19 protein-coding genes and 1 tRNA gene are annotated in these 19,259 nt (G+C 68.4%); 7 read left to right on the top strand and 13 right to left on the bottom strand.

The features are described 5' to 3' along the window. The first annotated feature begins 35 nt into the window (after window positions 1-35). From H8B22_RS13585 to mtnC, 5 genes are all read left to right on the top strand, one after another. Window positions 36-1,580 (top strand): amino acid permease, encoded by a 1,545-nt coding sequence (locus H8B22_RS13585; RefSeq protein ID WP_187711925.1) that lies wholly within the window; start codon window positions 36-38, stop codon window positions 1,578-1,580. 100 nt (window positions 1,581-1,680) lie between these two features. After that, a complete protein-coding gene (locus tag H8B22_RS13580) occupies window positions 1,681-2,319 on the top strand; it encodes a methylthioribulose 1-phosphate dehydratase (protein ID WP_187711924.1) in 639 nt (212 codons plus the stop codon). A gap of 72 nt (window positions 2,320-2,391) precedes the next feature. Further along, window positions 2,392-2,949: a 1,2-dihydroxy-3-keto-5-methylthiopentene dioxygenase gene (locus tag H8B22_RS13575; RefSeq protein WP_187711923.1), complete on the top strand. Its 558-nt coding sequence runs from the start codon at window positions 2,392-2,394 to the stop codon at window positions 2,947-2,949. 5 nt (window positions 2,950-2,954) lie between these two features. Then, window positions 2,955-3,290, top strand: coding sequence for a hypothetical protein (locus H8B22_RS13570; RefSeq protein ID WP_187711922.1), 336 nt, complete (start codon window positions 2,955-2,957; stop codon window positions 3,288-3,290). A 50-nt stretch (window positions 3,291-3,340) separates the two neighbouring features. Next, complete coding sequence (mtnC, locus tag H8B22_RS13565) at window positions 3,341-4,039, top strand: acireductone synthase (RefSeq protein ID WP_187711921.1); 699 nt, start codon at window positions 3,341-3,343, stop codon at window positions 4,037-4,039. A gap of 13 nt (window positions 4,040-4,052) precedes the next feature. On the opposite strand, the gene H8B22_RS13560 is transcribed toward mtnC, so the two are convergent. The 11 genes from H8B22_RS13560 to H8B22_RS13510 all read right to left on the bottom strand — a co-directional run bounded on the left by H8B22_RS13560 (window position 4,053) and on the right by H8B22_RS13510 (window position 13,704). Next, a complete protein-coding gene (locus tag H8B22_RS13560; RefSeq protein WP_187711920.1) occupies window positions 4,053-4,637 on the bottom strand; it encodes a YdeI/OmpD-associated family protein in 585 nt (194 codons plus the stop codon). Then, window positions 4,637-6,214 (bottom strand): calcineurin-like phosphoesterase C-terminal domain-containing protein, encoded by a 1,578-nt coding sequence (locus H8B22_RS13555; RefSeq protein ID WP_187713665.1) that lies wholly within the window; start codon window positions 6,212-6,214, stop codon window positions 4,637-4,639. The genes H8B22_RS13560 and H8B22_RS13555 overlap by 1 nt, the downstream gene beginning before the upstream one ends. A 69-nt stretch (window positions 6,215-6,283) precedes the next feature. Further along, a complete protein-coding gene (gene hisIE, locus H8B22_RS13550) occupies window positions 6,284-6,916 on the bottom strand; it encodes a bifunctional phosphoribosyl-AMP cyclohydrolase/phosphoribosyl-ATP diphosphatase HisIE (protein ID WP_187711919.1) in 633 nt (210 codons plus the stop codon). Continuing rightward, entirely contained in the window at window positions 6,906-7,682 is a 777-nt protein-coding gene (hisF, locus tag H8B22_RS13545; protein ID WP_187711918.1) for an imidazole glycerol phosphate synthase subunit HisF, read from the bottom strand. The genes hisIE and hisF overlap by 11 nt, the downstream gene beginning before the upstream one ends. Next, the gene (gene hisA / locus H8B22_RS13540; protein WP_187711917.1) at window positions 7,676-8,422 is read right to left on the bottom strand and encodes a 1-(5-phosphoribosyl)-5-[(5-phosphoribosylamino)methylideneamino]imidazole-4-carboxamide isomerase; all 747 of its coding nucleotides are present in this window, start codon (window positions 8,420-8,422) and stop codon (window positions 7,676-7,678) included. The genes hisF and hisA overlap by 7 nt, the downstream gene beginning before the upstream one ends. Then, complete coding sequence (gene hisH, locus H8B22_RS13535; RefSeq protein WP_187711916.1) at window positions 8,419-9,018, bottom strand: imidazole glycerol phosphate synthase subunit HisH; 600 nt, start codon at window positions 9,016-9,018, stop codon at window positions 8,419-8,421. The genes hisA and hisH overlap by 4 nt, the downstream gene beginning before the upstream one ends. Beyond that, entirely contained in the window at window positions 9,018-10,091 is a 1,074-nt protein-coding gene (hisB, locus tag H8B22_RS13530) for a bifunctional histidinol-phosphatase/imidazoleglycerol-phosphate dehydratase HisB (protein WP_187711915.1), read from the bottom strand. The genes hisH and hisB overlap by 1 nt, the downstream gene beginning before the upstream one ends. Continuing rightward, window positions 10,088-11,179 (bottom strand): histidinol-phosphate transaminase, encoded by a 1,092-nt coding sequence (gene hisC / locus H8B22_RS13525; protein ID WP_187711914.1) that lies wholly within the window; start codon window positions 11,177-11,179, stop codon window positions 10,088-10,090. The genes hisB and hisC overlap by 4 nt, the downstream gene beginning before the upstream one ends. Next, entirely contained in the window at window positions 11,176-12,477 is a 1,302-nt protein-coding gene (gene hisD / locus H8B22_RS13520) for a histidinol dehydrogenase (RefSeq protein ID WP_187711913.1), read from the bottom strand. The genes hisC and hisD overlap by 4 nt, the downstream gene beginning before the upstream one ends. Continuing rightward, entirely contained in the window at window positions 12,474-13,388 is a 915-nt protein-coding gene (gene hisG / locus H8B22_RS13515) for an ATP phosphoribosyltransferase (RefSeq protein WP_187711912.1), read from the bottom strand. The genes hisD and hisG overlap by 4 nt, the downstream gene beginning before the upstream one ends. Window positions 13,389-13,398: 10 nt before the next feature. Further along, window positions 13,399-13,704, bottom strand: a complete 306-nt coding sequence (locus H8B22_RS13510) for a YerC/YecD family TrpR-related protein (RefSeq protein ID WP_187711911.1) — start codon at window positions 13,702-13,704, stop codon at window positions 13,399-13,401. A 163-nt stretch (window positions 13,705-13,867) separates the two neighbouring features. Here H8B22_RS13510 and H8B22_RS13505 point away from each other — a divergent pair, with 163 nt between their 5' ends. Then, on the top strand, window positions 13,868-15,694 hold the full coding sequence (locus H8B22_RS13505; RefSeq protein WP_187711910.1) for a sensor domain-containing diguanylate cyclase: 1,827 nt from the start codon (window positions 13,868-13,870) through the stop codon (window positions 15,692-15,694). 33 nt (window positions 15,695-15,727) lie between these two features. Here the strand turns inward: H8B22_RS13505 and H8B22_RS13500 are convergent, their stop codons facing one another. Together H8B22_RS13500 and hisS are read right to left on the bottom strand one after the other, a co-directional pair. After that, on the bottom strand, window positions 15,728-17,614 hold the full coding sequence (locus tag H8B22_RS13500; protein WP_187711909.1) for an HAL/PAL/TAL family ammonia-lyase: 1,887 nt from the start codon (window positions 17,612-17,614) through the stop codon (window positions 15,728-15,730). Further along, window positions 17,611-19,011: a histidine--tRNA ligase gene (gene hisS, locus H8B22_RS13495; protein WP_187711908.1), complete on the bottom strand. Its 1,401-nt coding sequence runs from the start codon at window positions 19,009-19,011 to the stop codon at window positions 17,611-17,613. Before hisS ends, H8B22_RS13500 begins: the two co-directional genes overlap by 4 nt. A gap of 163 nt (window positions 19,012-19,174) precedes the next feature. Here hisS and H8B22_RS13490 point away from each other — a divergent pair. Continuing rightward, window positions 19,175-19,251, top strand: a tRNA-Pro gene (locus H8B22_RS13490). The last annotated feature ends 8 nt before the right edge of the window (window positions 19,252-19,259 follow it).

The following is a 19,259-nucleotide window of genomic DNA, read 5'->3' as shown; positions in this document are numbered from 1 at the left end:
CAGCGTCTGGTCATTCCGCTTTTGGGGAGAAAGTAATGCTGTTTCAACGCAGGAAACCGCTGGATCTGATTCTGGAGACCGCCGGCAAGCGCGCACTGACGCGCCAGCTGGGTGCATTCGACCTGACGATGCTCGGCATCGGCGCGGTCATCGGCACGGGCATCTTCGTCCTGACTGCCGTCGCGGCCAACAAGGCCGGCCCGGGCATGATGTACTCGTTCATCATCGCCGGCATCGTCTGCGCGCTCACCGCGCTGATCTATTCCGAGATCGCCGCGATGGTGCCGGTGTCGGGCTCCGCCTACACCTATTCGTACGCGGTGCTGGGCGAACTGATCGCGTGGATGGTCGGCTGGGCGCTGATCCTCGAATACGCGGTCGCCGCAGGCGCGGTCTCGGTGGGCTGGTCCGGTTATGCCAACGGCTTCCTGGCGCAGCATGGCCTGGGATTGCCCGACTTCCTCACCGCCGGTCCGTTCTGGATCGAGCACGTGAAGGGCCAGGGCGACGTCGTGCACCTGGTCGATGGCATCGACCACAAGGGCGGCTTCAACCTGATTGCCTTCCTGCTGGCGCTGGCCGTGACCGGGCTGCTCGTAGCCGGCACCTCGAAATCGGCCAAGGTCACCGCCGTGCTGGTGCTGATCAAGATCGCCGCGCTGATGGCCTTCATCGCGCTGGCCTTCCCGAAGGTCCAGGGCGCCAATTTCGAACCGATGCTGCCCAACGGCTGGGGCACCCCGCTGTCCGGCGTTGGCGTGCTCGGTGCCGCGGCTTCGATCTTCTTCGCCTACGTCGGCTTCGACGCGGTCTCCACCGCCGCCGAAGAGACCAAGAACCCGAACCGCAACATCCCGATCGGCCTGATCGGCTCGCTCGCGATCTGCACCATCATCTACCTGCTGGTCGCCTACACCGCGGTCGGCTCGATGGGCGCCCAGCCGGGCGGCCCGCTGTCGGAAAGCAAGGAACCGCTGGCCTTCGTGCTGCGCCAGATCGGCCACCCGCTGGTGGGTGACGCGGTCGGCTTCGCCGCGATCCTGGCGCTGCCGTCGGTCGTGCTGATGATGATGTTCGGCCAGACCCGCATCCTGTTCACCATGTCGCGCGATGGCCTGCTGCCGGACAAGCTGTCCGAAGTGCATCCGAAGTTCCACACCCCGCACGTGATCACCTGGATCACCGGTGTCTTCGTGGCGTTTTTCGCGGCACTGTTCCCGGTCGACATCCTGGCCGACATTTCCAATGCTGGCACGCTGTTCGCCTTCGCCGCAGTCGCCATCGGTGTGCTGGTGCTGCGCAAGACCGAACCGAACCGCCCGCGTCCGTTCCGTACGCCGCTGGTGTGGATCGTCGGTCCGCTGGCGCTGGCCGGTTGTGGCCTGCTGTTCTTCAGCCTCGGCTGGAACCCGACGATCAAGTTCTTCGTCTTCTGGGCGATCGTCGGCCTCCTCGTGTACTTCCTGTATGCGCGCCGCCGCAGCCACCTGGCGCCGGGCAACGAGCACAAGCTGCACGGCCTGGGCGACAGGCTGCCGCCCGATCCGCTGGTGCACGAAGGCCCCAGCACCGGCCCGTAAGGTCGTACTGGTTGTCCATGCAAAGAGCCCGGCTTCGGCCGGGCTCTTTCGTTAGGCCGCCGTGGGCATGGCACCGGAGCCGGATTGGTACAATTCGCGCATGAATTCCCCGCTCCCCTACGACCCCGCCCGCCTGGCGCAATGCGCCATGGAAATCATCGTCAACGTGCGCGAGCTCTCCGCGCGCGGCTGGACCCCGGCGACCAGCAGCAACTTCTCGCGCCGCATCGACGCGCAGAACGTGGCGATCACCGTGTCGGGGCGCGACAAGGGCAAGCTGAACGAAGCGGACATCATGGTCGTCGACCTCGACGGCCGCCCGGTCGCCACCGAGCAGAAATCCTCGGCCGAGACCCTGCTGCACACCCAGCTGTACAAGCGCTTCCCCGACATCGGCTGCGTGCTACACACCCATTCGCACAACCAGACCGTCGCCTCGCGCCTGTACGCGGGCATGGGCCACGTGCACCTGGAGGGCTACGAGCTGCTCAAGGCCTTCAGCGGCACCACCACGCACGACGTGGAGATGGATGTGCCGGTGTTCGCCAACACCCAGGACATGCACACCCTCGCCGCTCAGGTCGACGCCCTGCTCGACCGGCAGCGGCTGTGGGGCTACCTGATCGACGGCCACGGCCTGTACGCCTGGGGCCGCGACATGCCCGAAGCGCGGCGCCACCTGGAAGCCTTCGAATTCCTGCTGGGCTGCGAGCTCGACCTGCGCCGCCTGCGTTCGTAGGGCGGGCTCCAGCCCGCCACCGAACCTTTCACCAGTTGCGGTGGGCCAGGACCCACCCCACGGAAGCACACCATGAGCCGTTTGCGCATCTTCGCCGAAGACAATCCCACCGAGCCGCAGTTGACCACCCACGACCAGGCCGAAATGGCCCGCGAGCTGGCCCGGATCGACGTCGGCTTCGAACAATGGTCGGCGGGCAAGCCGATCGCGCCCGGCGACGCGCCGGACATCATCCTCGACGCCTATCGCAGCGACATCGACCGGCTGATCGCCGAGCGCGGCTTCAAGACCGTGGACGTGGTCAGCATCGCGCCCGACAACCCGCAGAAGGACACGATGCGGGCGAAGTTCCTCGACGAGCACTTCCACAAGGAAGACGAGGTCCGCTTCTTCGTCGCCGGCTCCGGCCTGTTCACCCTGCACGTGGGCGACAAGGTCTACGAGATCAAGTGCGAACAGGGCGACCTGATCTCGGTGCCCGACAGCGCGCTGCACTGGTTCGACATGGGCCCGCAGCCGAGCTTCGTCGCGATCCGCTTCTTCACCGAGCCGGACGGCTGGGTCGGGCACTTCACCGGCACCGACATCGCGCAGCGCTTCCCGCGCTACGAGCCGGGCGCGGCGGGCTGAGCGGGATGTCGCCCGAATCGCTGCTGCCGGGCGAGGTGTACTACCACCTGCGCTTCGCCGATCCGGACATGACCGTGCCCGCCGTCGAGCCCGTGGTCTACATCGGCGTGGACGTCTTTCCCGACGAAGACCCCGACGCCGTCGACACCCATTATTTCCAGGACGCGCTGTCGTACCGCTTCTGCGGTTCGGCGGCGGGCGACGGCTTCCGTCCGCATCCGGACATCGAACCGCTGATCCATCCCGTCGCCGCGGACGACATCGGCGACAGCCTGCTGGACCTGGACGGCGTCATCGCCGCGCTGACCGAAGCGCGGCGGCGCACGCTGCCGATCCAGTAACCACCGAATGCATCGCGCGCGGCCAACGCCGCGCGACAGGAACCACGACCATGCCCATCCGCGCCATCCTCACCGACATCGAAGGCACCACCAGCAGCATTTCCTTCGTCAAGGACGTGCTGTTTCCCTACGCGCGCCGCGCCCTGCCCGCCTTCGTCGCCGCACGCGGCAAGGAACCCGGCGTGCGCCGCTGGCTCGACCTGGTGGCCGCGGAAAACGGCGGCATGTGCGACGACCGCATGATCGTCGAGGTCCTGCAGGGCTGGATCGACGAGGACCGCAAGCACACCGCGCTGAAGGCGCTGCAGGGCATGGTCTGGGCCGACGGTTACCGCAGCGCCGACTTCACCGCGCACATCTATCCGGACGCCGCGCCGGCATTGAAGGCGTGGAAGGAAGCCGGACTGCCCCTGTACGTGTATTCCTCCGGCAGCGTGCCGGCGCAGCGTCTGTTCTTCGGCCACAGCGACGCCGGCGACCTGACGCCGCTGTTCTCGGGCTGCTTCGACACGGAGATCGGTGGCAAGCGCGAGGCGGCCAGCTACCGCCACATCGCCGAATCCATCGGCATCGCGCCGTCGGACATCCTGTTCCTGTCCGACGTGGTCGAAGAACTCGACGCCGCACGCGAAGCCGGCCTGGCGACGGTGCTGGTGGATCGCCGCGAAGACTACCCGCAACCGCGCACGGGCGATGCCACACATGGCCACGCCCGTGTGGAATCGTTCGTTGACGTTCTCGCCAGCTGAGCGGACCTTGCCGCTAGGCGTGAATCTTTTCTCCCCGCGCCATCATCGCCACGAACTTCTCCGCGCGCGCCCGACGGGTCTCGGGCTTCTTCGCGGTATGCACGCGCCAGCAGAAGGCGTAGCGGTTGGTGCGATCAAGCTGTTCGAAGAAGCCGCGTGCACGTTCGCTCGTGGCGAGGGCATCGGCCAGCTCTTGCGGAACTTCCATCCGGCTTGAGCCTTCGTACGCCGCATCCCAGCGGCCATCCCGCTTCGCCGCCTCGACTTCGCGCAGACCGGCAGGCTGCATTCGTCCTGACGCGATCAACTGTTCGACCTTGGCGATATTGATCTTGGACCACACGCTACGTGGCCGGCGAGGCGTGAAGCGGAGCAAGTAGAACGCCTCATCCATGGCCCGCTTCTGGCCGTCAATCCAGCCATGGCATAACGCACCCTCGATCGCCTCGTTCTGGCTGACGCTGGTTTCGCCGCTGTCCTTCTTCGCAACCTGCACCCACACGCCAGGCGCATCACCGTGGGCCGCCAGCCATTTTTCCCAGGCGGCCCGGGTCCGGAAGAGCTTGATGGGAAACTCCTTCACCTGCGTCGCGACCATCAGGGTTCTCCGTTGAAGAGGCTGTACGAAGTCTCGACTTGCTCGACCTCGCGCCCCGGAACGACATGGAATGCGCGAACCTGCACGCGGTGACTCCCGACTTGCAGATTCGTAGGCAACGGCCCGCGCCACAGATGCATGGACGGCGACGCTTCCGGAAGACGGTCGAAACCACGCAGGGCGGTGGCCTCGTCGTCGCGGGCGTTCTCCGCGAGCAACCGCGGATCGGGCTGCTCGACGCGCTGCATCGGCTTCCATTCGCCCTCGTCGATGCGGTACTCCACCCGCGTGTCGTCGCGGCCCATGAACACGTTCGCGTGCACGCCCGTTCCCGGCCAGGAACCGCGCCGCAACACCCGCGGCGCGTGCAGCGCAATCTGCGCATCGACGTCGCGGGCCGGATGCCAGGCCAGCTGGTAGCTGCGGTCGGCCGCGATGCGCAGCGTGGCGAAGCCATTGGGCGTGCCGTCCGCCATCGTCGTGTCGGGAATGCCCTGCGCGTCCTTCACTCCGGACCAGAACGAGCCGCACGCGGCACCGACGTTGTATTCGTGCAGCGGCCGTGCGCCCGTCCACCCACTGCGGGCGTCGTGGAAGACATGCCGTTGCGTGTGGCTATGGCCGCTGAGCAGCAGGACATGCGGGAAATCGGCGAGCAGCGCGAACAGGCGTTCGCGATCCGCATGGCGGAACGTCTCCTTGCCCGGCGCCGCATCGAAAAACGGAATGTGCACGCCGATCACGACCAGGCGGTCGCGTGGCACCGTGGCCAGGTAACTCGCAAGGAAAGCGAACTGCGATTCACGCAACCCGCCGATGTAGCCACCGTCCGGACGCGGCCGGTACACGACGTCGTCAAGCGCGATGAACACCGCCTGCGCTTCTTCCCAGGCGAAGGTGTCCGGCCCGTAGGTGTTGCGGAAAGTGAGCAGCGAGTCCTCGTCGCTGCCCGCATCGAAGTCGAGATCGTGGTTGCCGGCGACGTGCAGCCACGGCGCGCGTAGCCGGGCCGTCGCGCGGTTGAGCGCCGGGTACAACGACAGGTCGTCGTGGGCGATGTCGCCCAGGCTGATGCCGAGGTCGGCGCGTCGCCCGCCCAGCAGGCCGCGCGCGGATTCGATCACGTCGCGATCGTAGTAGCCGACATCCACTAGTGACTTGGTCTGCGGATCGGCGAAAACGAGCACGTCGAGCGTCCCGTCCCGACGCTTGCGCTCCGGGACCAGGGCGAAGTCGCGGCACGCGGCGGGTTGTACTGGAATGCCGCCGTACTTCAGCGCCGGGCCAGGCTGCGCGCGCACATGGCGCCAGAATTCCGGCGTGCCGTCGGCGCGCACGGGGAAGCGGTAGCCGGCGGGCTTGATGACGAAGACGGTGCGTCCTTCCTCGACGGGCAATGCATAGCGACCGTCGGCATCGCTGGCGACGATGCGCTCGCCATCGGAGATGCGGACGCCCGGCAGGCCGCGTTCACCGCGATCACGGCGGCCATTGCCGTTGCCATCGACGTAGACGCTGCCGGCATTGCAGGCATCAGTCTGCGCCGAGGCCGCAACGGGCGTGAATGCAGCCAGCATGGCTACGAACGGCGAAATCAGGAATCGCATGCGGCCTCCGCGGGTCGCGACGATTATCCGAGCCGGCGCCTACCTTGCAACCGATGCCCGATGCCGGGCCCGCAGCACCTCGACCACGCCCGCCAGCGGCAGGCCTCGCGCGCGCAGCAGCACGAGCAGGTGGTAGAGCAGGTCGGCGGCTTCACCCTGCAGTTCCGCGTCGCCCTGCGCCACGGCCGCCAATGCGGTCTCGACCCCCTCCTCACCGACTTTCTGCGCGATCGCGCGCACGCCGTCTTCGAACAGCCCCGAGGTGTAGCTGCCGGCGGGACGCTCGCGGTCGCGTTGCCCGATCAGGGCTTCCAGCTCGGCGAGGAACTCCCCCGGCGCGTCGGGGAAGCAACTCGCGCGCTGCAGGTGGCAGGTCGGCCCCTGCGGGTGCGCCAGCACCAGCAGGGAGTCGTTGTCGCAATCGACATCGATGGACACCAACTGCAGGAAATGCCCGGAGGCTTCGCCCTTGGTCCAGAGCCGCTGCTTGCTGCGGCTGTAGAACGTGACCTTGCCCTCGGCCAGCGTGGTTTCCAGCGCGGCGCGGTCCATGTACCCGAGCATCAGCACGCGCAGCGTGGCGGCATCCTGCACGATCGCGGGCAGCAGTCCATTCTGCTTGTCCCAGGCCAGGGCATCGACCTGCAATGCTTTCGTCGCGTCATGCCGCATCGCGCACCTCGATGCCCTGCCCGCGCAGCGCCTGTTTGAGTTCGGAGATGCGGATCGCCCCCGAGTGGAAGACCGAGGCGGCGAGCGCGCCGTCCACGTCGGCCTGCTCGAACACCTGCTGGAAGTGGCCGGGCACACCCGCGCCACCCGATGCGATCAACGGCACTTCGCAGACCGCACGCACCGCGCGCAACTGCGCGATGTCGAAGCCCGCGCGCACGCCATCGCTGCCCATGCAGTTGAGCACGATCTCGCCCGCGCCGCGCTGCTGCGCCTCGACTACCCAGTCCAGCGTGCGTCGCGGCAACGGCCGCGTGCGCGCGGGATCGCCCGTGTACTGGCGCACGCGCCATTCGCCGTCTTCGTCGCGCAGGCTGTCGATGCCGACGACGACGCACTGCACGCCGAAGGCCTGTGCGAGCTCGCCGATCAGTTCGGGCCGCTCCAGCGCGGGCGAGTTGATCGACACCTTGTCGGCGCCGGCATAGAGCAGCTCGCGCGCGTCCTCCACGCCACGGATGCCGCCGGCGACACAGAAGGGAATGTCGATGACGCGGGCCACGCGCTCGACCCAGCCACGGTCGGCGCGCCGGCCTTGCGGGCTCGCGGTGATGTCGTAGAACACCAGTTCGTCCGCACCTTCGTCGCGGTAACGCAGGGCCAGGTCGAGGATGTCGCCCATGTCGACGTGGTCGCGGAAGCGCACGCCCTTCACCACGCGTCCGTCGCGCACATCCAGGCAGGGAATGATGCGCCGACTCAGCATGCCAGCTCCTCGCGCAGGGCCTGCGCCAGGTCGAAACGGCCTTCGAGCAGGGCCCGACCGAGCACGGCGCCGGCGCAGCCGGCTTCGCGTGCGGCCTCGATGTCGCCGATGTCGCGCACGCCGCCGGATGCCTGCAGCTGCAGGTCCGGCAGCAGCGCCACGATGTCGCGGTAGAGGGCGACGTTCGGACCGGCCAGCATGCCGTCGCGGTCGATGTCGGTGCACAGGACATGCCGCAGGCCCGCGTCGGAATAACGCGCCAGCAGGTGTTCCAGCTCGATGCCGCTCGCGTTGGTCCAGCCCTCGGTCGGCAGCAGCCAGCGACCATCCACGCACCGCGCGTCCAAAGCCACGGTGATTCGTTCTACGCCGAACGTCTGCAGCCATGCCATCACCGTCTCCGGCGCGCGCACGGCCAAGGACCCGAGCACGACCCGATCGGCACCCGCGTCGAGCATGCGCTGCATGTCATCGGCGCTGCGCACGCCACCACCGCTCTGAACCCGCAGCGTGGTCGTCGCCTTCACCTGCGCCAGCAACGGCGCGAGCGTGTAACCGCCTTCGCGCGCGGCGTCGAGATCGACCAGGTGCAACCAGCCTGCGCCGGCATCCGCATAACGCTGCGCCACGGCCCGCGGATCGTCGCCGTAGAGGGTTTCCTGCGCGTAGTCGCCCTGGCGTAGGCGCACCACTCGGCCCGCGCGCACGTCGATCGCCGGATACAGGGTGAAGCCGCTCATGCGAGGCGATCCGACAGGAAGTTTTCCAGCAGGCGCGCGCCCACGTGCCCCGAGCGTTCGGGGTGGAATTGCGCGCCCCAGCAGCGGCCGCGGCGCACGACGGCACTGAACGGATCACCGTGCGTTGCGGTCGCGATGGTGTCGTCACTGACCGGCGCGGCATAGCTGTGCACGAAATAGGCCTGCGCACCCGTGTCCACGCCGGCCAGCAGCGCGTCGTCGCGACGCGGCTGCAAGGCATTCCAGCCCATGTGCGGCACGCGGATGCCCTCGCCCGCGGCCAGCTTGCGCACGCGCCCGGGAACCAGGCCGAGGCACGCGGTTTCGTTCTCCTCCGAGGATTCGAACAACAGCTGCATGCCCAGGCAGATGCCCAGCAACGGCTGCGACAGGTTGCGCACGACATCGACCAGTCCCAGCTCACGCAGCCGCGCCATGCCCGCACCAGCGGCGCCGACGCCTGGCAGGATCACGCGCTCGGCACGGGTGATCGTCTCCGCATCCGCGCTGAGCTGCGCGTTCACGCCCAGCCGCTCCAGCGCATAGCGCACCGATCCGATGTTCGCACCGCCCGAATCGATCAGCACGACCTCCATCACAGCACGCCCTTGGTGCTGGGCAACGCGGTGCCCTCGCGCGCGATCGCCTGACGCAGGGCGCGCGCGACGACCTTGAAGCACGCTTCGACCTTGTGGTGGTCGTTGTCGCCGTCCACCTTCAGGTGCAGGTTCAGGCCCGCGGTCTCGCACAGCGAACGGAAGAAGTGCGGCACCAGTTCGGTCGGCAACTCGCCGACGCGCTCGCGACGGAACTCGCCGTCGAAGACGAAGTACGGCCGCCCGGAGAAATCCAGCGCCGCGCTGGCCAGCGCTTCATCCATCGGCAACGTGAAGCCGTAACGACCGATGCCGCGCTTGTCGCCCAGTGCCTGCTTCAACGCCTGCCCCAGGGCCAGTCCGCAGTCCTCGACCGTGTGGTGCTCGTCGATGTGCAGGTCGCCGTCGCAACGCAGCGTGAGGCCGAAGTCACCGTGCTTGCCGAGCTGCTCGAGCATGTGGTCGAAGAAGCCCAGCCCAGTGCTGGCAAGCGGCTCGGCCGGCGAGTCGAGATCGACGCGGACCGTGATCTTCGTTTCGCGGGTATTCCTCGCCACTTCCGCGATGCGTGGCGATTCCACCAGCTCGCGGGCAATGCCCGCCCAGTCCCAGGCGCCGCCGAACTGCGCCGTGCGCAACTGGAACGAACGCACGCCGAGGTTGCGTGCGAATTGCGCATCGGTCTCGCGGTCGCCGACCATCGCCGAACGCGCCCAGTCGATGCGATGGTCGCGCAGGTAGTCCTGCACCAGGCCGAGCGCGGGCTTGCGGGTGGGCGCGTTGTCGGCCGGGAAACTGCTGTCGATCAGGACGTCGCGGAACACGATGCCCTGGCTCGCGAACACCTGCAGCATCAGCTGGTGCGGGCCGTCGAAGTCGGCGCGGGGAAACGCGTCGGTGCCGAGGCCGTCCTGATTGGTGACCATCACGAATTCGTAGCCGGCATCGCGCAGCCGCAGCATCGCCGGGACCACGCCCGCGACGAAGCGCAGCTTGTCGAAGCGGTCGATCTGGAAGTCGGCCGGCTCCTCGATCAGGGTGCCGTCGCGATCGACGAAGAGGATCGCGCTCATGCGGCCGCTCCCGCCGGCACCGAGAGCGCCGCGATCGTCGCGAGCACGCGCTGGTTCTGCTCGGGCGTGCCGATGCTGATGCGCAGCGCATCGGACAGGCCGGGCATCGCCCGCAGGTCGCGCACGACGATGCCCTGCCCCAGCAATGCCTGGAATGCGGCCTGCGGATCGTGGCAACGCACCTGCACGAAATTGGCCGTGGAGGGCGCGACCCGGCGGATCGCCGGCAGCGCGTCGAGCCCCGCCTGCAGGCGCGAGCGCTCGCGGATGGTTTCGTCGATGCGCGCGCGGGTTCGCGCCAACGCCGCGGGCGCGAGTGCCGCCAACGCGGCTTCGACGCATGGCTGCGGCAGCGGATACGGCGCTTGGCAGCGCTGCAGGACCGCGAGCAGGTCGGCATCGGCGATCACGCTACCGATCCGCGCTGCCGCCAGTGCGTGCGCCTTGGACAGGGTGCGCAGGACGGCGACGTTCGCAAACTCCCGAAGCAAGCCGGTGGCCGATGGCGCCGCGGCAAACTCGAGGTAGGCCTCGTCGACGACCACGACGCAGCGATCGCGCAGGCGTTGCGCCAATGCCGCGATCGCGTCGAGCGGCAGCAGGTTGCCGCCCGGATTGCCGGGCGAACACAGGAAGACGATCTTCGCCGCGCGCCGCTCGGCTGCATCGCCCACGGCCGCGAAGTCGCAGGCGTAGCCGCCCTCGCCTTCGAGCAGCGGCACGTCGACGACCTCCGCGCCGTGCAAGCGCGCGCACACGGCGTACATGCCGAAGGTGGGCGTGGTGACGACGACGGCATCGCTACCCGGACGGCACAGCGCGCGCAGCAGCAGATCGATGCCTTCGTCACTGCCGCGCCCGGCGAGCAGTTGCGCCGGTTCTACGCCGTAGAGCTCCGCGAGCGCGGCGCGCAAGCGCTGCGGTTGCGGTTCGGGGTAGCGGCGCAGCGTGCCGTCGGCATCGGCCGGATTCGCCCACGGCGATTCATTGGCATTCAACCAGACCGAGCCATCGAGCCTGTCGCTGCGCGCGGAGCGGTAGCCGGTGAAGTCGCGCAGGTCGGCGCGTACGAGATCGAGCACGCTCATGCCGCCAGCGCCTCCAGGCGCAGTTGCACCGCGAGCCGGTGCGCGTCGAGCCCCTCGGCGGAGGCGAGTTCGACGGCGCAGGGGCCGATCGCCGCCAGCCCTTCGCGGGCGACTTCCTGCACGGTGATCGAGGTCTGGAAACTGGCAACGCTCAGCCCGCTGCACCAGCGCGCGGCGCCGCTGGTGGGCAACACGTGGTTGGTACCGCTGCAGTAGTCGCCCAGCGCTTCGGGCGCCCAGTCGCCGAGGAACACCGAACCGGCGCTGCGCACGCGCGGCAGCCAGCCGCGCGGTTTGCGCAGGGCGAGGATCAGGTGCTCCGGCGCGTAGTCGTTGCTGATGGCGAAGGCCTGTTCCAGCGAGTCGACGCGGACCGCCAGCGACGCACGCAACGCCTGCTTCGCCACCTCGCCACGCGGCAAGGCCTCGACCTGGCGGGCGACTTCGCCCAGCACCGCGTCGAGCATCGCCGCATCGTCGCTGATCAGCACCACCTGCGAGTCGGCGCCGTGTTCGGCCTGCGACAGCAGGTCCGCCGCCACGAACACAGGATTGGCGCCGGCGTCGGCGATCACCAGCACTTCGGACGGCCCCGCCGGCATGTCGATGCCGGCGCCGCCTTCCACCATCGACACCTGGCGCTTGGCTTCGGTGACGTAGGCGTTGCCCGGACCGAACAGCTTGTCGCAACGCGGCACCGTCTGCGTGCCGAATGCCATCGCCGCGATGGCCTGTGCGCCACCGAGCTTGAACACGCGATCGATGCCGCAGCAGCGCGCCGCGAACAGCACCGCCGGATCCGCCGTGCCGTCCGCGCGCGGTGGCGTGCACAGCACGATGTCGTCGCAACCGGCCAGCGCGGCCGGGATCCCCAGCATCAGCGCCGTCGACGGCAGCGGCGCGGAGCCGGCGGGAACGTACAGGCCGACGCGCGGGATCGGCCGCAGGATGCGCCCGCAGTTGACGCCCGTGGCCGTCGCGACGGTGAATTCGCCGGCCATGCCGGCTTCGTGGAATGCGCGGATCCGTTCCGCCGCTTCGCGTATGGCCGAGCGCAGCGCAGGCGTCAATGCGGCTTCCGCCACGGCGAACTCGCTCGTCGACACGGTGAAATCGTCGAGGTCCGCCTTGTCGAAACGCGCGGTGTAGTCGCGCAGGGCCCTATCGCCGCCTTGCCGCACCGCTTCGAGAATGATCGCGACCGCCGTGCTCGTTTCCGGCGCCATGACCTGCGCGGGCCGGCGCAACGACGCAATGCGCTCGCTTCGGTCCAATTGCTTCCAGTCGACGCGCCTCATGCCAGCAGGCCCTCGACCGGCAGCACCATCAGGCCGCAGGCGCCCGCCCGCTTCAATTCCTCCAGGCGTTGCCAGGTGAGTGCGCCGTGGCACAGGGCCTGCAGCGCGAGGCGCTCGGCCCCGTCGATCTGCATCACCGTCGGTGCCTCGGCATCGGGCAGCAATGGCAGCAGCGTCGGCAGCAGTTCGCGCGGCGCCTGGAACATCAGCAGCTTGCTGCGGCGGATGCGCAGCGCGCCGTCGAGGCGACGCAGCAGCAGTTCCATCAACTCGGCGCGGGCATCGTCGAAGTCGGCGGCGGGGCCGGCGAGCACGGCTTCGCTTTCCAGCAGGGTCTGCACCGGCTTGAGCTGGTTCGCGGCCAGCGTCGAACCGCTGGAAACGAGATCGCAGATCGCATCCGCCTGGCCCAGGCGCGGGGCGATCTCGACCGAACCCGACAACAGGACCACCTGTGCGTCGATGCCCGCGTCGGCGAGCCACTTCGACAGCAGCTGCGGGTAGCTGGTGGCGATGCGCTTGCCGGCGAGCTGCGAGGCGTCGCGCCAGCTCCACGTCTCGGGTACGGCGAGCGCCAGGCGGCAGCCGCCGAAACCGAGCGGTTGCAGTTCGCGGAAGCGCGGACCGGTGCCGTCGACGCGGTTGGCCAGGTCCTGCTCGCTGAGGACGTTGCGGCCGACGATGCCGAGGTCGCAGACGCCATCGGCGATCAGCCCCGGGATGTCGTCGTCGCGCACCAGCAGCAGGTCGATGGGCAGGCTTTCGCCGTAGCAGAACAGGCGGTCGCGGCTTTCGCGCCAGCTCAGGCCGCACGAGGCCAGCAGGGCACGGGCCGGTTCGGCCAGGCGGCCGGATTTCTGGATGGCGACGCGCAGGCGGTCGCGGCCGGACGGCGGGGCAATCGGACTCATCGGCCGGCCCTCAACGCGCGCCACGGCGCTTCAGCGCCGCCGCGTAGCCACCGGCGCCGCGCTCGAACGTGCGCGCGACGCGACCGATGGTGGTCACGCTGACCAGCGTGCGGTCGTGGATCTCGCGATACGGAACGCCCTCCGCGACCAGGGGCACCACCTTCCAGCGATCGCTCATCGCCTCCAGCTCGGCCGGGGTACACAGGTCTTCCAGGAAGGCGCGCACCTGCGCAGCGGTGATCAGCCGCTGCAGGGCATTGGCAAGGTCATCGAGGGCATCCTCGACCTGTTCAGTATCGGAGGGGCGACGCTTCATCGGGGCAACTGGCCTGCTGTCTGGCTTGATTAATGTATTAACGCGTTAATACATTAGCAGCCGCGGAAATGCCGCGTCAACCGCCCCGGCGGGCGCACGAAGCCGCCAAAAAGCTGAAGTACACTCCCTTCACGCCCGCCGCGAGCGGCTGCGAGGGGTTCGAATGGGGATCGCGCGATCACTGCTGGGTGCCTGCCTCGGATGGCTGCTGTTGCTGACCGCCCTGCCCGCGCGTGCCGCCGACACGGTCGTCCTCACGGACGCCACGCCGGCCGTGCCGCTGTCCTCGCACGTCCTCTACTACCACGACGCCGCCGCGAAGGACTCGCTGCGCGATAGCGCGCACAAGCTGGCCAACAACCGGTTCGCGCGCCTGCCCGACGAGAGCGCGGCCTTCGGCTTCCAGACCGGCGCCTACTGGTTCCACGTGCGCCTGCTCAACCGCTCCGAACGCGAGCAGCGCTGGCTGCTGGTGCAGCAGTACGCGCTCAGCGACAACATCGATGTCTACGCCAACTACGCCGACGGCCGCACGCAGCACTGGCGTGGCGGCGACGCCCTGCCCTTCGCCGATGGGCGCAGCATCAGCTACCGCCATCCCAACTTCCTGATCGACCTGCCACGCGAACAGCCGGTCGACGTGTTCGTGCGCGTGCAGAGCCAGAGCTCGATGCAGGTGCCGCTGAAGCTCTACACGCAGGCGGCCTTCACCGAGATGTCGCGCGATGCGCAGCTGGGCATGGGCGTGTACTACGGCATCCTGCTGGCGTTGTTCTTCTACAACATGGTGCTGTGGCTGACCCTGCGCGATGCCAGCTACTTCTGGTACCTGCTGCACATCTGCGCGTTCGGGCTGGTGCTGTTCACGCTCAACGGCCTCGGCTTCGAATACCTGTGGCCCAACTCGACGTGGCTGGCCGACAAGTCGGTGCCGCTGTCGATCTGCCTGTCGCAGGTGGGCATGCAGCAGTTCACCCGCACCTTCCTCGGCCTGCGCGAACGCTGGCGGTTGGGCGACCGCATCAGCCTGGGCATCATCGCGTTCTACGTGCTGCTGGGCCTGGCGGCCACGCAGCTCCCCTACCACGTCACCACGCCGATCGCCTCGGCGACGGTGTTCCTCAGCATCAGCTGGGTGGCGGCACTGGGCCTGGTCATCACCCGGCGCGGCTACAAGCCGGCGGTGATCTTCCTGCTGGCCTGGGCGATGTTCCTGCTCGGCACGGGCATGTTCGCGGCGGTCGCGTTCGGCCTCGTGCCCAAGGTCTTCCTCACCGAATACGGCAAGGAGATCGGTTCGGCGATGGAGATGCTGCTGCTGTCGATCGGCCTGGGTTACCGCTACTCGGCCCTGCGCAGCGAGAACGAGCGCATCATCCGCGACTCCCGCGACCAGCTGGAACAGAAGGTCGCGCAGCGCACCTCCGAACTCAGCAACGCGCTGAACCAGCTCGCCGATGCGCACGGACGCCTGCGCGAATCCAGCCAGCGCGACAGCCTCACCGGCCTGCACAACCGCAGCTTCTTCCACGAGGGCATGGAAGGCCTGCTGTCGCAGGCGCGCAGCGGCCGGCACCTGTCGCTGCTGATGATCGACCTCGACCACTTCAAGCAGATCAACGACCGCCACGGCCACCTCGTCGGCGACGCATGCCTGCGCTGGGCAGCCGGCGTGATCGGGCAGACGCTGCGCCAGCACAACGCGTTGCTGGCACGCTTCGGTGGCGAGGAGTTCGTGGTAGCGCTACCGGGCACGGACCTGGAAGGCGCGACCCACGTCGCCGAGGAATTGCGTGCACGGCTGCGCGCCGAGCCGTTCCGCTGCGAGGGCGCCACGATCCAGGTGACGGCGAGCTTCGGCGTGCACTCGGTGGACACGCGTTCGAAGGCAGGCGCGGAAACCGCGCTGCAACGGGCCGACGAAGCCCTCTACCGGGCCAAGGCCGACGGCCGCGATTGCGTGCGGACATCGGCGGTCATGGCGGCCTGACGCCGCCCCGACTGTCGCTTCGATCGATCTCGATCAGCCGCGCGCGGCGGCGAGAACGACGCCTTCCTTGACCAGGCGCACGGCGGTGGCGACTTCGCCATCGAGTGCGCGGTCGCGGGCCAAGAACGGCAGCTGCTCGCGGATCGCCGCGTGCGCGCGCGCCACGGCGTTGCCCGGATGGAAGGCGTCGGCATTCGCCAGTTCGACGCGCAGGCTTTCCACTTCGCCCAGGAAGCCGTCGCGGTCCTCGCTGCCCGCCGCCGGACCGCCCGCCACCTTCGCGGCGAGGCCTGCGGCATCGGTGCGCACCGCCAATCCGCGCGCCGCGTTGATCATGTCGCGGCGCAGGTCCAGCGCCTGCGCGGCTGTGTACAGCTCCAGCCCCAGCACCTTGCCCAGGTCGTCGGCCATCGCGAGCACGTGCCGCGCCTCGTTGGCGCCCATGGACACGTGGTCCTCGGCGTTCGCGCTGGTCGGAATCGAATACACCGACGCCGGCATGGCGCGGCTGGCGAGATCGTTGACGATCGCCGCCGCGGTGTACTGCACGATCATGAAACCCGATTCGGTGCCGTCCTCGTTGCCGATCAGGAAGCCCGGCAGGCCGTCGTTGGTGGCGCTGTCGACGAGCTTGTTGAGGCGGCGCTCGGAAATGCTCGCCAGCACCGGGATGGCGGCCTTCACGTAGCTCATCGCCAATGCCAGCGGCATGCCGTGGAAGTGACCGGCGGAGATCACCTGCTGCTCGACAAATTCCGCCTTCGCATCCGGGAACACGATCGGGTTGTCGGTCAGTGCGTTGAGTTCGATGTCGAGCACACGCGCGGCCTGCGCCAGCGCGTCGCGCACCGCGCCGTGCACCTGCGGGATGCAGCGCAGCGAGTAGCTGTCCTGCGGCTGGTGCTTCTTGCCGCCACGGAACGGGCGGAAGCGCTGGTAGAACTTCTCGCGGCCGTGGCGCTGGGTGAACGGCACCCAGTCCCAGCCGATGTCGAAGCGCAGTTGCTGCAACTCCGCGCTGTCCCAGCTCTCCGGCTGCCATTGGCGGAAGCGCGGCACCAGGTGGTAGGCGATGTCGCTGAGGGTGGAACCTTCGAGCAGGCGACGCAGGTTCGCGGCGGTTTCGACCTGGCCCGGGTGCGGGCGCAGCGCGTGCACTTCTTCCGCGAACGCGCCGAGGCGGCCGGCGAAGGCGTCGATGGTCATCGCCGCGGCAAGGTCGGCGGTTTCCACCAGCGCCTCGAGCTTCGCCAGCGCGAGCACGCCGGTCGCCAGCATCTGCGCGGTACCGTTGTTCAGCGCCAGGCCTTCCTTGTACGACAGCTTCACCGGCTGCAGGCCGGCGCGCGCCAGCGCTTCGCCGCCGGCGAGGCGTTCGCCCTGGTAGAAGGCTTCGCCGCCGCCGAGCAGCACGATGGCCAGGTGCGACAGCGGCGCGAGGTCGCCGCTCGCGCCGACCGAACCCAGCTGCGGCACCACCGGCACCACGCCGGCGTTGAGCATCGCGGTCAGCGCCTGCAGGATCTCCACCCGGATGCCCGAGTGGCCGCGCATCAGCGTGTTGATGCGGATGCACAGCATCGCGCGCACGACTTCCGGTGCGAACGGTTCGCCCACGCACACGGCGTGGGTGACGATCAGGTTGCGCTGCAGTTCCTCGTGCAGCGTTTCGGCGTTCTTTTCCGCACCCGGCAGGTGATCGCGCACGCGGTGCGCGCCCAGCAGCTTGTCGGCGTTGCTGCCGAAGCCGGTGTTGACGCCGTAGATCGGCTCCTCGCGGCGCGCCTGCTCGGCGAGGAAGTCGGCCGCCCGCTGCACGGCGGGCAGCTGCGTGGGTTCGAGTTCGACGGTCGCGCCGTGCGCGACCGCGACCAGTTGCGCCCGCGTCAGCGAGCGTCCGTCGAGGCGAATGGATTTCATGCGTGGGTGCCCTGCAATGCTTCGGCCTGCGCGAGTTCCACGCGCAGTGCGCTCACGAGTTCGTGGCGGTCGATGGTGAACTGGTCTTCGCGGCGCAGGTCCTTCACCGTCACCGTACCGTTGGCGATTTCATCCTCGCCGAGCACGATCACGAAGCGGATGCCGGCGCGGTCGGCGTACTTGAACTGCTTGGCGAGCTTGCCGGCTTCCATCACCACTTCGGTGTTGAAACCGGCGCGGCGCAGGTCGCCGGCAACGGACAGGCAATGCGGCAGGTGCGCGGCGTCCATCTGCGTCACCAGCACCTGCACCGTGCTGCCCGCGGCGTTGCCGAGCAGGCCCGCCTCGCGCAGCTGCCAGAACAGGCGGGTCAGGCCGATGGAGATGCCCACGCCCGGCAGCTTGGACTTGGTGTAGTGGCTGGCCAGGTTCTCGTAGCGGCCACCCGAGCAGATCGAACCGATCTGCGGGTAGTCGTTGAGCGTGGTCTCGTACACGGTGCCGGTGTAGTAATCCAGGCCGCGCGCGATGGAGAAGTTCAGTGCGTAGTGCGACTCGGGCACGCCCATGGCGCGGACCAGCTCCAGCACTTCGCGCAGTTCGGCCACGCCTTCGCGCAGGGCCTCGTGATCACCCAGCGCCGCCAGCTGCGCCAGCGCATCGGCATGCGAGGTCGAGCGCACCTTGACGAAGGCCATGATGCGGTCGACCGCATCGGCTGCGAGATTGAAGCCCTCGCCCGTCAGCGTCTCGCGCACGTAGTCCTCGCCGCGCTTGTCGAGCTTGTCGACCTCGCGCAAGACCAGCGCCTGCAGCTCGCCATCGGCGACGCCCTGCGCCTCGAAGAAGCCGCGCATCAGCTTGCGGTTGTTCATCTGGATGGTGAAGGCACCGATGTCCAGTTCGGAGAACACCGAATGGATGACCGCCGGGATTTCCGCGTCGAAACGCACGCTCAGTGCATCCTTGCCGATCACGTCGATGTCGCACTGGTAGAACTCGCGGAAACGGCCGCGCTGGGCACGCTCGCCGCGGTACACGCGCTGCATCTGGTAGCGGCGGAACGGGAACGCGAGGTCGTGCTCGTGCTCGGCGACATAGCGGGCCAGCGGCACGGTGAGGTCGAAGCGCAGCGCCAGCTCCGGCACCCCGTCGGGCGATCCAGCTTCCGCGGACTTGGCCAGGGCGCCGGTGGACTGGACGAAATACACCTGCCGCTCGGTCTCGCCGCCGGACTTGGTCAACAGCACCTCGGACAGCTCCATCACCGGCGTTTCCACCGGCAGGAAGCCGAAGCGTTCGTAGTTGCGGCGGATCACGTCCAGCATGCGCTGGAAGGCGATCTGGTCAGGAGGCAACAACTCCATGACGCCGGGCGGGGTACGCGGCTTGATCAAGCGAAACTCCAGAAATCGGGGATACCCGGAAGCGGGAATCCGGCGGCTATGCGCGGCTTCACAGTTTAACTGGCGGTGGCCCGCGCGGGCCCGATCCGCAGGTCATGGCAACTGACCACTTGCCCGGAACGAATCGCACCTTTAGAATGCCGGGCTCTGCCGTCGGGGTGTAGCTCAGCCTGGTAGAGCGCTACGTTCGGGACGTAGAAGTCGCAGGTTCAAATCCTGTCTCCCCGACCAATCGATCC

Source organism: Lysobacter terrestris (genome assembly GCF_014489475.1).
GTDB lineage: Bacteria > Pseudomonadota > Gammaproteobacteria > Xanthomonadales > Xanthomonadaceae > Agrilutibacter > Agrilutibacter terrestris.
Note: the sequence above shows the minus strand (reverse complement) of the source record. Positions and strands in the feature narration are given on the sequence as shown.